At 48.4% G+C, this 13,265-nt stretch carries 12 protein-coding genes and 3 pseudogenes; 11 read left to right on the forward strand and 4 right to left on the reverse strand.

What is annotated here, in order from left to right; genetic code table 11:
• The first annotated feature begins 145 nt into the window (after positions 1 to 145).
• Both exbB and exbD read left to right on the forward strand, forming a co-directional pair.
• Entirely contained in the window at positions 146 to 1,141 is a 996-nt protein-coding gene (exbB, locus tag GTU79_RS03805) for a tol-pal system-associated acyl-CoA thioesterase (protein ID WP_253073486.1), read from the forward strand.
• 3 nt (positions 1,142 to 1,144) lie between these two features.
• Positions 1,145 to 1,567, forward strand: a complete 423-nt coding sequence (gene exbD, locus GTU79_RS03810; protein ID WP_203522837.1) for a TonB system transport protein ExbD — start codon at positions 1,145 to 1,147, stop codon at positions 1,565 to 1,567.
• Positions 1,568 to 1,634: 67 nt separating this feature from the next.
• Here the strand turns inward: exbD and GTU79_RS03815 are convergent, their stop codons facing one another.
• Positions 1,635 to 2,534 carry an SDR family oxidoreductase gene (locus tag GTU79_RS03815; protein WP_132923452.1) on the reverse strand — a complete coding sequence of 300 codons (900 nt, stop codon included), beginning with the start codon at positions 2,532 to 2,534 and terminating at the stop codon, positions 1,635 to 1,637.
• A 241-nt stretch (positions 2,535 to 2,775) separates the two neighbouring features.
• A complete protein-coding gene (locus tag GTU79_RS03820) occupies positions 2,776 to 3,456 on the reverse strand; it encodes a carbapenam-3-carboxylate synthase domain-containing protein (RefSeq protein ID WP_203522836.1) in 681 nt (226 codons plus the stop codon).
• A gap of 324 nt (positions 3,457 to 3,780) precedes the next feature.
• Here GTU79_RS03820 and GTU79_RS30055 point away from each other — a divergent pair.
• A pseudogene (locus tag GTU79_RS30055) lies at positions 3,781 to 4,217 on the forward strand (acyl-homoserine-lactone synthase).
• Positions 4,218 to 4,500: 283 nt separating this feature from the next.
• On the opposite strand, the gene GTU79_RS03830 reads toward GTU79_RS30055, so the two are convergent.
• Positions 4,501 to 5,238: a LuxR family transcriptional regulator gene (locus GTU79_RS03830; protein WP_214513704.1), complete on the reverse strand. Its 738-nt coding sequence runs from the start codon at positions 5,236 to 5,238 to the stop codon at positions 4,501 to 4,503.
• A 578-nt stretch (positions 5,239 to 5,816) separates the two neighbouring features.
• Here GTU79_RS03830 and GTU79_RS03835 point away from each other — a divergent pair.
• The 4 genes from GTU79_RS03835 to GTU79_RS03850 all read left to right on the forward strand — a co-directional run bounded on the left by GTU79_RS03835 (position 5,817) and on the right by GTU79_RS03850 (position 8,748).
• Positions 5,817 to 6,995 carry a CSS-motif domain-containing protein gene (locus GTU79_RS03835; RefSeq protein ID WP_214513705.1) on the forward strand — a complete coding sequence of 393 codons (1,179 nt, stop codon included), beginning with the start codon at positions 5,817 to 5,819 and terminating at the stop codon, positions 6,993 to 6,995.
• A complete protein-coding gene (locus tag GTU79_RS03840; protein ID WP_214513706.1) occupies positions 6,983 to 7,393 on the forward strand; it encodes an EAL domain-containing protein in 411 nt (136 codons plus the stop codon). The genes GTU79_RS03835 and GTU79_RS03840 overlap by 13 nt, the downstream gene beginning before the upstream one ends.
• A gap of 481 nt (positions 7,394 to 7,874) precedes the next feature.
• Positions 7,875 to 8,162, forward strand: a complete 288-nt coding sequence (locus GTU79_RS03845) for an alpha/beta hydrolase family protein (protein ID WP_214513707.1) — start codon at positions 7,875 to 7,877, stop codon at positions 8,160 to 8,162.
• Between the two features lie 19 nt (positions 8,163 to 8,181).
• On the forward strand, positions 8,182 to 8,748 hold the full coding sequence (locus GTU79_RS03850; protein WP_214513708.1) for an alpha/beta hydrolase: 567 nt from the start codon (positions 8,182 to 8,184) through the stop codon (positions 8,746 to 8,748).
• Between the two features lie 134 nt (positions 8,749 to 8,882).
• Here GTU79_RS03850 and GTU79_RS03855 read toward each other — a convergent pair whose 3' ends face one another.
• Positions 8,883 to 9,179, reverse strand: coding sequence for a putative quinol monooxygenase (locus tag GTU79_RS03855; protein ID WP_132923446.1), 297 nt, complete (start codon positions 9,177 to 9,179; stop codon positions 8,883 to 8,885).
• Positions 9,180 to 9,662: 483 nt separating this feature from the next.
• Here GTU79_RS03855 and GTU79_RS03860 point away from each other — a divergent pair.
• The 4 genes and pseudogenes from GTU79_RS03860 to GTU79_RS03875 all read left to right on the forward strand — a co-directional run bounded on the left by GTU79_RS03860 (position 9,663) and on the right by GTU79_RS03875 (position 13,191).
• Positions 9,663 to 9,844: pseudogene (locus GTU79_RS03860) on the forward strand (con-10 family general stress protein).
• 350 nt (positions 9,845 to 10,194) lie between these two features.
• Positions 10,195 to 10,551, forward strand: a pseudogene (arsC, locus tag GTU79_RS03865) (arsenate reductase (glutaredoxin)); the annotation flags it as partial.
• Between the two features lie 754 nt (positions 10,552 to 11,305).
• A complete protein-coding gene (gene dgcN / locus GTU79_RS03870; RefSeq protein ID WP_203522830.1) occupies positions 11,306 to 12,298 on the forward strand; it encodes an N-acetyltransferase DgcN in 993 nt (330 codons plus the stop codon).
• A gap of 17 nt (positions 12,299 to 12,315) precedes the next feature.
• Positions 12,316 to 13,191: a D-amino-acid transaminase gene (locus tag GTU79_RS03875; protein ID WP_203522829.1), complete on the forward strand. Its 876-nt coding sequence runs from the start codon at positions 12,316 to 12,318 to the stop codon at positions 13,189 to 13,191.
• Positions 13,192 to 13,265: the final 74 nt, after the last annotated feature.

Consider the following 13,265-nt stretch of genomic DNA (forward strand, 5'->3'; position numbering starts at 1 on the left):
TAATGAAGTGAAACTATTGGGTAGATTTCTGGCCGCATAATAAAATTGATACAAATAATAATGAGAACCACTATCAATTCGCGTCCTGTTTGTTATCATTCTCGCTGATTTAATTTCCTGTAACAGATTCCGGTGGAGGCATTTCGTGAAGACGGCTGTCATGACGATTATCCAGGACCTATCCTTTAAGGCTCGGCGATGCGCCGGCCCGCTGCCTGCGATCCTGCGCGGCCTGGCGGCGGCGTCACTATTTTCATGTGCATTAAGCGCCGCCGCGCCGCCGCAGGCCGCCGCCCAAGACCCCGGCGCCCAAAATGTTCAACAGGCGCCGTCCCAAGATGCCGCCCTGGACCAAAACATTCAGCGGACCCCCGCGTTTTCCGGACCGCTAAGTACCGATATGGGTTCGGCCCAGCAGCTTGCCCAAATGGATCTGTCGGTATGGGGAATGTACCGGCATGCCGATGTGGTGGTGAAAACCGTGCTGGTCGGTCTGCTGATAGCATCGATTATCACCTGGGCGCTTTTCTTCGGCAAAGGTATCGAACTGATGTCGGCCAAACGGCGTCTGCGTTATGAATTGAGAACGTTAAAAAACGTGCGCAGTCTGGATGAGGCGATTGAAACCGTTGCCGCATTTCGGACCGAAGGCGTCAGCTCCCGTCTGGTGGCCGAAGTGCAAAATGAACTGGATTTATCCGCTGGAACCAACGATAGCGCAGGCATCAAGGAGCGCGCCGCTTTTCGATTGGAACGGCGGGTGGGGGCTGCCAGCCGGATGATGGGCAAAGGCAACGGATTTTTAGCCACTATCGGCGCCATATCCCCCTTTATCGGCCTGTTTGGTACGGTATGGGGCATAATGAACAGTTTTATCGGCATAGCACATACTCAAACCACCAACCTGGCGGTGGTGGCGCCGGGTATAGCCGAAGCATTACTGGCAACGGCCGTGGGTTTATTCGCCGCCATTCCGGCGGTGGTGATTTACAATATCTTTGCCCGCACCATTGCCGGCTATAAGGCCATGGTAGGGGACAGTGCGGCGCAAATTCTCCTGCTGCTGGGGCGCGATCTGGATTTGGCCGCCGGCGCCGGCAACCGCGAACACAAAGCCGTTGCAAAGCTTCGGTTAGGGTAGGCTATGGCGATGCATTTGAATGAAGACATCGATGGCGACGGCGAAATGCATGATATCAACGTGACGCCTTTCATTGACGTCATGCTGGTGCTGCTGATTATTTTCATGGTGGCCGCCCCGTTGGCAACGGTGGATATCCGGGTGAATTTGCCGAATTCCACCGCTTTGGCCCAGCCCCGGCCGGTAAAGCCGGTTTATTTGTCGGTCAAAGCGGATAAACAGCTATTCATCGGCGATCGGGCGGTGGATATGAATACGCTGGCAGACGCCCTTAACCTCCAGACCCAGGGTAATAAAGACACCACCATCTTTTTTCAGGCCGATAAACAGGTGGATTATGAAACCATGATGTCGGTGATGGACGGTTTGCGCAAGGCGGGCTATTTCAAAGTGGGCCTGGTGGGCATGGAAACCCCCGGACAATAGTGATTCCCATGACATCCCCTTGGCGCAAAAGTATAATCAAGGGTAAAACATACCTATCCCCGCATCATTAACCTAAATGGTTGCCGCCGGTCACGCCGTGTACTTCAGCGGTGACATAACTGGATTCCTGGGATGCCAGATAGACATAGACCGGCGCCAGTTCGGCGGGCTGTCCGGCACGTCCCATCGGCGTCTGCGAACCGAAATGGGGGAGTTTTTCAACGGGCTGGCCGCCGGTAACCTGCAGCGCGGTCCAGATGGGGCCGGGGGCGACGCTGTTTACCCTTATCCCCTTTGAGATAACCTGCTTTGCCAACGCGCGGGTATAGGTGAGGATGGCGGCTTTGGTGGAAGCGTAATCCAGCAGGGAAGGACTGGGCTGGTATGCCTGAATGGACGAGGTGGTAATGATTGAGGCGCCCGCCGGCATATGGGGCACTGCGGCTTTGGTTATCCAGAACAGCGAGAAGACGTTGGTTTCAAACGTCTTGCGAAATTGCTCGGTGGTCAGTTCGGCAATATCATCGACCGCGGTTTGCTTACCGGCCACTATCGCCAAAATATCCAGGCCTCCGAGCTGATTGAGCGCGTTTTCCACCGTTTTGATGTTGACGGACTCATCGCTTAAATCTCCCGGCAACATCACCAGGTTTCGGCCGGCCTCTTTAATCAGCTCCGCGACCTGATCGGCATCTTTTTGTTCATCCGGATGATAAGAGAGGGCAATATCCGCGCCTTCACGGGCAAAAGCGATAGCCACTGCGCGGCCGATACCGGAGTCGCCCCCCGTGATCAGCGCCTTGCGCCCCGTCAGCCGGCCGCTGCCCCGATAGGTGCTCTCGCCGCAATCCGGAACCGGCCCCATCTCCGATTGCAGACCCGGCGATGACTGTTGTTGTTTAGGGAACTCGCCCGCCGGATATTGGGTTAAAGGATTTTGCATTTTATATTGATCTGATTCGGCCATTTTAATCACCTTGAGCTCGTTCGGACTGTAATAATTATTAGTAAGCCTAGTCGATTTTGACGCTTTGTCTAATGAGTGAAAATGGGGAATATTAAGTTGCGAAACCCATCTGGACCTATATTAAAGGGGTGTTTACCTGTCGCTTTATTAACGAGAAGATCACTTAAAGGCGTTATAAATAGGCTTAATTTTTAAAAAATAAAATATTATTTAGTTTTGAAGTTGACGGAAATGTATAATTTTAAAGATCAATCACTTTGCCTTTTATATCGTTCATGACGCATGTCTCCTTTTCGCAATACGCCGGATATCTAACGCTCTGGATGAATTGCAAATGGTTATCATTCCAACGATTTATGGCAATCTTCCGCTGTGTATTGTAGGATTGCTGCGGGTACCGGCATGCCGTCGCGGCACAGTTCGCTTCCTTGACGGCCGGGATATCGGGAATAATGGGCTTAGAATGCGTATCCTGCGGGGCGCCGGCAACCACCGGGCAACCAGTGCCGCCGCGCTCCGTTTCGGCGTCATTCGTGGCCTTGGTAGCACCCTGCTGCGTTTCTTTTTCCGTGACCAGCGTCAGATTGCCCTCGGCATCTTCATAAACAATACAAAAATTTCCCTGAAGTAATTCGACAATTTTCATACCATAACGTTTTACCGCCAGGCAGATGATGTCCAAGCTGAGAACCTCATGTTGTGATGGATAATGGCTATATAATAAATAATTCAGCAGCGGTAGATTGTCTATATGTCCAATAATATGCCATGACTCACTTTTTATATCAAAAGTGTGATATGGCGTGCGGTCGCCGATGAATAAAAATCCCTGTTTTATTTTATAAATTTTATCCTGAAGTGGGGTCGCAAAAGTTAATATAGTGTTTCCTTCGTTCAAAATGATGCAAAATCGATTGCTCATAGGTTCCCTTATAACTATCATAAACGTTAATAATGACTGGAGTGAATACGGGTTAGTGAAATACATTACTCGTTAATTTAATATCTTTAAAGCTGATATATAGTGTAGTTATTACCCTAGACTTTAGTACAGGTTGTGAGGATTTTCCTTTACTGATACCATAAAATCACTTTGTATTTAGTTAGAACAAAGGTAGTTAATTCATCATAACGATAAAAGGATGGGGTATGTTTAACTTAATTAGTGTAGATTACCAGGATATTATCAATGATAAGCTTGACGAATTATATTTGCTGCGAAAAGGACATTTAAAGATCGCCTCAATTGGCAGGTAGCCTGTGTGGGGACCGGGAGTTTGATCAGTACGATAATGAACATACCCACTATCTACTGGGCTGTTACGATGGCTACATTGTCAGCAGCGTGCGTTTTATCAGCATGAAGTATCCGAACATGATTACCGGCCCGTTCAAGGCATTTTTCAATTATCAAGCAGCAGAGGATGAAACCCTGCTGGAGTCGAGCCGGTTTTTGTCGATAAGGAACGGGTGAAATCGCTGTCTGAAACTAAGCTGCCCTTCTGCCACCTATTATTTTTAGGTATGGTGAATTATACGCGCACTATCGGTAAAACGGCCATCATGACCGTATGCAGTAAATCAATGTATACGCTTTTGAAACGAAGTGGCTGGAATATTACCATTGTGAGCATTGGATTGTCCGAAAAAAGAGCCCGTTTATCTGCTTCGTTTGGGCATTGATGACGAGAGTCAGGATAGTCTGATCAAATATATACGTCGTTATCATTATTGTGAAGAGGGTTATCTGAAAAATGGCCTATTTATCTTTGATATTTTACTTCATAAAAATAAACATCAACATAGCGCTTTCAACATGTAAATTCTTGCATGGCTAGAAATAAGCTTAACAGGTTAATGAAAATTCCGTTGGGTAACATCATGTCAATGACATGGGAAAGATAATGGCCGTAGTAATCATTCCATTTCTTTATGGTGTAACGTAATCCATGTCATTGACGCTTGATTATTCATAAATTTGCAGAAGATGTAAGTCAGACGCCTTTCTTATTGCATGTTTCGCATTAACCACGCCGAGTTTGACGATGAGATTGCCTATATGAAACTTGACCGTACTTTCAGTGATCCCCATGATAATAGCGATCTCATTATATGTTTTACCGAGGCTTGCCCAGCGAAGCGTTTCTATTTCTCGCGACGTTAATTCCTTTTCAAGTTTTTCCCGGAAAAGTTTACGATCGTACCTTCGCTCGATGATATAACGCTCATGGATTGTTAATAGCAACTGCTGCAGATTTTTTTTATTTTTCACCACATAATCTTGAAAGCAATCTGTATCTCCCTCCGTGTACAGGCTGAGGGTGGCGAGATTATTTTCATGATCGTGCAAAGTGAAAGTATGTCCGTTGGAAATATTGTACTTTCCGGCAACTTTGAAAATATCTTCATGGCGTGTGTCGTCAGAGGACAGGGTTTTATCGTTCCAGGTGAAGGGCATGATGCGCTGTAGTGCAATGATGATGACCGGGTCATGATGATATAGCGTCATATTGATATACGTATTAATCCATTCTGTGGGATAGTTAGAATATATGACCGGCTGATCCAAATGACGTTTATTGATTACCGAATAAGCAAATCGAGTATGTTCAGGAAAATTGATCTCCCGATGTATAAGATCATTGATTTCATCCGTAATGAGAACATGTTTATTATCTCGGGCTGATTTGACATTTATAAGCATTATGTTTCTCTATATTTACATGCAATGGTATTGGCAAGAACTGATTATTCAAGGGCTGGATTGAGTGCTAAATAGGGATTATTATTTGATTTGATAGTAAAACAAATAACAGGTTCGGTCAACGATAAATTATTTTCATCAATTAAAATAATATGCAAATAAAACAATATCAACAATAATTACTAGGAAGTTAATTAAAAATCAAAGTGTATCAATAATAATTACTAAACAGATGAAAACAATCATCACAGTCCTTCTTAGAAGCAAAGCTACTTTCTGTTGCGTGATGAATGCCGGCTAAATATTCCACCTGACCTGCTATGCCCCAATGTTCGCCATGCCCCCGATGGCTCCTGCCGCTCCTGCTACCCTCCTTGCTGCCCGCCCAATGCCTCTATTGCGTCCGCTGTGCCGGCCCCTGCCTATGTTTAAAGGCTTCTAAGACCCCCACCTCATTACGGTAAGTTGAAAGTTATTCATTAGGTGTATAATCTTCATGAGCGGCTAGGGTTTAACTGACTCCGGGATGCGGGATAATCTCTTCGCCGCGAAGAAGTAATGATGAGAAGGGAACATAGATGCGATGGTCACTGGATGCACCCGTTTTAGCAAAACTCACCAACAAACATCTGATGCTGCTATGGGTGGTAATCCCGCTATGCCTTTTTGTTGTTTCATTAGTTGTAATCGGCGCTATCGCGCAGCACACACTGAAAAAAAGAGCCGATAACGACATTCACAGCACGATAAAATTTATCGATACCATATTAGATGACGCCAGCGGCACGGCGGAAGAGGCGCTGACGCTGCTTGGACGGCCCTGCGGGGATGTGGTGGATCAATTACGCATCATGAGCGTGAAACATTCCCTGGTGCGCACGGTGAATCTAATTCATAACAATGTAATTTATTGTGGCACGGTGCCCTTGACGCCGCACCTACAGCTGATACCCCATACCTCCGGCGACAACTCATCCGCGACTTCCATTCAATTTCACAATGGTACCGCTCTTTTTCCCAATATCGCCGTTATAATAATGCATAAATACCGCGGCAACGACGGCGTCAGTACCATTATCGATACGCAGTATATGTCTTATATGATGAATATCGTCGGTACCGATAATCAGGTCATGGTTATCATCGGCGATCAATTTTTGTCGCCGCTGGGCAAGCTGGCGCCGGTCAGCGGTCTGGTAAACGAGTATATTGGCGTTACAGGGCATTCGCAAAAGTATCCCTACAAGCTGCAGGTTAATATCTCCCGCCACCGCTTTTTTGACGATCTCCTCGATACTTACGGTGTGGTAGTGCTTTTTTTGGCGGTGGTATCGATAGTCACCTCGTTACTGATCCGCAATTGGCTCAAGGCGCTGACATCCATCAGGACCACGATGGCGCACGGATTAAAGCGCAGTGAATTCGAGGCTTTTTTTCAACCTGTCATGGACGCGAAAAACAATTGTTGTACCGGTGTGGAAATCCTGGCTCGCTGGAACCATCCCACCGATGGAGTGGTTTCCCCGGAAGTGTTTATTCCCTTGGCGGAAGAGTCCGGCATGATCGTTCCGCTGACGCAGCAGCTAATGAAACAGGTTGCGGAGGTTGTGGCCAGAACGCCGGTTTTTTGGCGGGAAAGCTTGCATATAGCCGTGAATATCTCGGCGATTCATTTGCTAAACCTGCAGATCGTTGATGACTGCCGCGAGTTTTTACAGAGCGTGCAGGGCAAAAGATCACCTTATTGCTTGAGTTGACTGAACGGCAGTCCATTGAAATCAACGACGTCACTTTGCAGGTTTTATCGGCTCTGCAAGAGATTGGTGTTCGTATCGGTATCGATGATTTCGGCACCGGGTACTCCGGTCTTTCTTATTTAAGTAAAATGAATATCGATTTTCTTAAGCTGGATAAATCCTTTATCGCTATGATTGCGCTTGAAAGCACCACCAAGATCATCGTTGATGTGGTCATTGATCTGGCACAAAAGCTGAACATGCAGGTCATTGCTGAAGGCGTGGAGCATTTACACCAAAAACAGTATTTGCTCGACAAAAAGGTTATCTTTCAGCAAGGCTTCTTATTTTCAAAACCTTTACCCATAGCTCAATTCCAACGCTATTTCAGTCAGGAGCATGAACAGCGCAAACAATGAGTGTATATTCATTCATGTTGATTGCATTCGTAACAGTATTGAAGAATAATCAATAACTCTTTGCAAGATGGCCGGAGTTAACAGCAATTGTGGGCATAACTTACTGAAAAAATATATTATTTTGAGCACCCGCCGCGTAAGGATTGATGATTAATTATTAGCAGATTATTTATTTTGGACTTGTCTGTTTTGTTTTTAATAGTAAGGTTAGTAAAAGATACTCTCATAATTTGATTGTGGCTAATTAATCCAGTATCTAACTCGTTATCAATCTAAATAATTTTTAAAAATTAATCAAACAATGAACTAAATTCAATTACATTTAGCACATTGAGTCGGCACAAGACAGTGCTATATAATGGACCGGTTATTAGCGGAAAAAGTAATAGCTTACATTCGTTTAAAATAATTAGCGTAAAAATTATAAATAGAATCATTTTGTCATGAAGATGAGTGGTTCATGATTCAAGGAGAAAAGTCGATGGACATAGAGCGGCATACTGTTGTCTCCCAGAGCAATAAACTGGCGGTACGGTTATTTCCCGCACGTTGCGGGACCCCGTTTCCTGCGCCGGTAATCCTGCTTTGCCATGGCTTTTTTGGCATCCAGGACCTCCTGTTGCCGGTATTCGCCGACCTTTTCGCCGAGAACGGTTATACGGCGGTAACCTTTGATTACCGCGGGTTTGGCGACAGTGGCGGTGAGACCGGCAGAATTGTTCCAGAACAGCAGATCAACGATATTATCGCCGTGCCTGGAGTGGTGTAAAAACCGGCCGGATATAGACGTGAAACGCATCGCGCTATGGGGAACCTCACTGGGGGGCTGCCATGTGATGGAAGTTGCCGTGCGGCGTCCTGAAGTGAAATGCATCATCAGCCAAATGGGTTTCGCCGATGGAGAACAACTGGTGACGGGAGATATGGGCCATGATGAAAAAAAGAGATTTCTCAATACTATGGCGCGAATGGAACGGAAAAAGCGGCAATTGGGAAAAGAGCTGTTTGTGCCCATTAACAAGGTGATGACCGACGAGGAATCCCGCGTTTTTTTTGAAAAAAATAAAAATAGTTACCCTGCGCTGGATATCAAGGTGCCTTACATGACGGTGTGGGAAGCGATTCAATATCGCCCGGCCGCGGCGGCTGAGAAGGTCACCCAGCCGACATTGATGATTTTCGCGCAGAACGATAAAGTTATTGCGCTGGAGTACGGTTTGGCGTTCTATCAAGCCGTTGCGGCGGAGAAGAAATGCTATATACAGCCGAAGGCCGGCCATTATGATCTCTTTGCCGGCAAGCATTTTTCGCAGGTGGCGGAGCGCCAGTTGCACTGGCTGCGTGAATATCTCTAAATGGCATAAACACCCGCTGCCGCCTCGTTGCCACCCGACGAACGGCGCAATGCGCCGGTCGCCGGTTTTAATTTTCCGCAGCGGTCGCATTTGTCAAACGCCCGTGGGACGCCTGACCATAAACCTCAACGGGATCAGTACAGGTTTTTAAGTATGGATACTTCCAGGGGTTTCACCGTAAGCAACGCCAATTCATCTACCATCGTTTTAATATGTGCGGACTGGCCGTGCTTAGCCAGGATCTCATTGCTGGCCCAATGTTCGACGAAGATAAAATGTTCGGGGCGGTCTTGATCCTGATGAAGCTGATATTTCAAACAGCCCTCTTCCTTTCGCGTCGCTTCGACGCAAGGTTGGGTAACCGCTTTGATAGCTTCGGCACAGCCCGGTTTTCCTTCGATTACGGCAACTACATGGATATCGGTGGACATTGACTTCTCCTTTATTAAGGCGACTGACCCGGTTCCAACGCCGGGGCAATGTATTTTCACTTTCCAATATACTCCATTGAATAGCGTAGCATCATACCATCAGGATTTTTTGCGAACCCTGGTTCCGGATGCCATGAGCTTGCGGGCAAGCCGGGAACGTTACCATAATAGCGTTAACGGCCGCCGCGGTTTCGTCTATTTATTTTAAAGAAAAAATTACGGTGCGCAGTATGCTAAAATATTAATTTCCTTCCCGATATTCAGGGACTTGAATATGATGTTGTTTGCTCAGGATGAATTTATTTTCAGCGCATTTTGTTTCAAGGTGTAAATAAGGCTTGTCAGCTGAGGTGAGTCGACTAGGATCAAACATAACGGTTGTTTAACCATTCTATGATTAAGCAACCGGAGATGATAGATAGTTATTTTTATTAAGAATACTATGTATTACGGCATGAACTTTAACTCACTCGGAGGTCTCTGATGGCTACTCATCGTGGCGGTTCAGGTAATTTTGCTGAAGATCGTGAAAAGCGTCCAGCGCAGGCAAGAAAGGCGGCCAGCACAGCGGCGGGAATTTCAAGAACGATCCGCAACGCGCAGCTGAAGCCGGTGAAAAAGGCGGCCGCAACAGCCATGGCGGCGGAAGAAAACCTGCCCGGTAATCGGTCGGGAAATATGAATATGCAACAGCCACATAATTAAGCTTCGTTTAGTTATCCGGACGGCAATCATCCTGATGGATAGCGCAGCCTAATTATAGGGTCGCCATAGCTGATAACTGTCGGATTAATCTCCGGCAGTTTTTTTATGTGTTGATAAAATAAAACCAAATAAGGGAATTAATTATTTAATGCAGATAATTTAAAGGCCGCCATAGCCGAATGATTGCTGATGAATTCGCCGCTCAGGCATCCATGACTGTTATTAAAATAACGTGCACCGAAACGTGGAAAACGCGATACTGGGGATTGATGGGATAACATTATTTGGCCAGACTGGAGGGATAACCCCAATGAGCAACATTACCCTTTATCATAACCCTGCTTGCGGCACCTCCCGCAATACGCTGGCGCTGATTCGCCAGCAGGGATATGAACCCACGATCGTTGAATATTTGAAAACGCCCCCTGACCGGGAACAATTGGCAAAGCTGATTGGCGATATGGGCATCCCGGCGCGCGCGTTGATAAGGACCAACAACGACATCTATGAGCAGCTCGGTTTGGCGGAGGAGCGCTGGAGCGATGAGCAGCTGATTGATTTTATGGTGAACAATCCGATTTTAATCAACCGTCCTATCGTTGTCACCCCGCTGGGCACCCGGCTGTGCCGTCCCAAGGAGCGCGTGCTGGACATTTTACCCCATGGCTGAGCAGTCGGGACAACTCGGTAGGGCATCTGTCAGGTCCGCTAATGATTAGTTTTTGAGCGAACTCACAGAATTCACATCCGGCGGCGCGGCGTGCTTGTTAAATTTCCGGTCTCGCTTCATTATCGTAACCCGTACTTGGTTTCAGATTGTCAGCTAACTAAAACCTAAATCTCCTGTTTCTATTGCCCTGGCAGTGGCGGACAAGCGGTTTAGGTTTTTGCTTTATACTACCTGATTAAATCCGAGAACAATGACGTCAATATGACATGGTATGAACAATGTTAAATTGTGCTATCCGCGGGCCGTATCTCTTTTCCCTTATTCCATATCGTATTTAATCCTGTTTTATCCCTGCGGCCGCATAAGCGGCGGTAAAACGCCATTGGCTTGTTTTTATGTTGAAACGACCGTTTTTGTCGACGTTTATGCCGGATTATTTCTTTTGGTCAGTGGTTTATTGGGTTTTGTTAAACATTTATTAAAATTCACCTAATAAGGGCAGTAAAGCAGTGTTAATGCCTGAAGTTGGTGCATAAAAATACCCGATAGGGGCGTCAGGGAGTGACAAGACGATAAATTTCTATTTAAATTATTGATATAAATCTTATTTTTAGATATTCCCTCTTTGGCACGGCCTGTGCTTGATGTGGTTATCCCGCTGACGCCAGCACCATGTTTGTCTAAAGAGTAACAGACAGCCGCTGCCGGTGAGGCCGATCCCTAGACAGCTCACTTTATCGAGGCGCTTAAAATGGAAATTCAAAAACCCTACCTGTTGTTTCTGGCTGATGCCCACGATCGGCTGGCGGCAAAAGTCGCCACCGGCATTCGCTACTGGCATCCGGAATATTGCGTCGGTCAACTGAGGATGGCGGGTTGCCAGGTGGATTGCGAACTGCCTGATCTGGATATAGACGCCGCCGCGGCCAAAGGCGCCAAGACGCTGGTGGTGGGAGTGGCCAATCGCGGCGGCGTTATCAGCGAAAGTTGGGTGGCGCTGCTGCAACAGGCGCTGGAAAGGGGCATGGATTTGGCGGCGGGATTGCATAACCGTCTGTCCGATGTGCCGGTATTGAAAGAGACCGCCCGGCGCCTGGGGCGCAGCCTGTTCGACGTGCGCCACACCAGCGCGGTCCTGCCGGTGGGCAGCGGGCGTAAACGCAGCGGCAAACGCCTGCTGCCGGTGGGTACCGATTGCTCCTGCGGCAAAATGTATACCGCCCTGGCCATTGAAAAGGCGCTGCTGGCCCGTGGGCAAAAGGCGACTTTTCGCGCCACCGGCCAGACCGGTATTCTGGTAAGCGGCGCGGGCATCAGTATCGACGCGGTGGTGGCGGATTTCATCGCCGGCGCCGTGGAAGTGCTGGCGCCGGACAATGAGCCGGACCATTGGGATGTGATAGAAGGGCAGGGCTCGCTGTTTCATCCCTCCTTCGCCGGGGTAACCACCGGTTTGATTCACGGCGCCCAGCCCGATGCCCTGGTGTTATGCCACGAGCCCACGCGTACCGCCATGCGCGGGGTGGATTATCCGCTGCCGGATTTGGCGGATTGCATGGCGCTTAACCTTCAGATGGCGCAATTAACCAATCCCCTGGCGCGTTTTGTCGGCATCTCCATCAATAGCGCGCATCTGTCCGAGCCGAAGGCGCTGGAGTATATGGCGGACCTTGAGCGTCAATTCGGCCTGCCGGTGGCGGATCCGTTCCGCCAGGGCGTAGACCGTATCATTGATAATCTTTAATGGGGCGGGAAAATAGAATGACCAGAACCGTTTATATCAACGGCGACTTTGTGCCGGAGTCTGAGGCAAAAATATCCATTTTCGACCGCGGCTTTCTATTTGCCGATGCGGTATATGAAGTCATGGCGGTATTGAACGGCAGATTACTGGAAAATGCCGGCCATATCGCGCGCCTTGAGCGCTCCTGCCGGGAACTGAAGCTGCGGCTGCCGGTGACCGCCGCCGCCCTGGAAGCTATCCAGAATAAGCTTATCGCCGTTAACCAGCTGCGGGAAGGAGCGATATATCTGCAGTTAAGCCGCGGCAGCACCGGCGATCGGGAGTTCGATTTTCCGCAGGCCGAGGTGGAGCCGACGCTTTTGTTGTTTACCCAGGCCCGCCCGGTTATCGACAACGTCAAGGCCCGAACCGGGATCCGGGTGGTGACGGTGGAAGACATCCGCTGGCATCGCCGTGATATTAAAACCGTCGGCTTACTGGCCCCCTGCCTGGCGAAAGAGTACGCCCACAGCCAGGGCGCGGACGACGCCTTCCTGGTGGAAGACGGTTTTATAACCGAAGGCAGCTCTTCCAATGCCTGGATCGTCACCGAGCAGGGCACGTTGGTCACCCGGCAGCTCAGTACGGATATCTTGCACGGCATTACCCGCCGATCGCTGCTGGCACTGGCGGCGCGTCACGGCATCCCGTTTGAAGAACGCCCCTTCAGCGTTGAAGAAGTTTATCGCGCCGGCGAGGCATTTATCAGTTCCGCGACGTCCTTTATCTGGCCGGTGGTGGAAATCGACGGCAAACCCATCGGCGGCGGCAAGCCCGGACAGGTCACCCTGGCTTTGCGCAATATCTATGTGGAAATGGCGTTGGCAGCCACCGGCAACAGCGCAGGCGGCTGAGTGCGGCACATCCAGGAGTGAAATTGATTGTGATGTTTGTCGGGTTTGTTACTCGTACTTTGTACGGCGCGACA

The organism is Sodalis ligni, assembly GCF_016865525.2.
Taxonomy (GTDB): domain Bacteria; phylum Pseudomonadota; class Gammaproteobacteria; order Enterobacterales; family Enterobacteriaceae; genus Acerihabitans; species Acerihabitans ligni.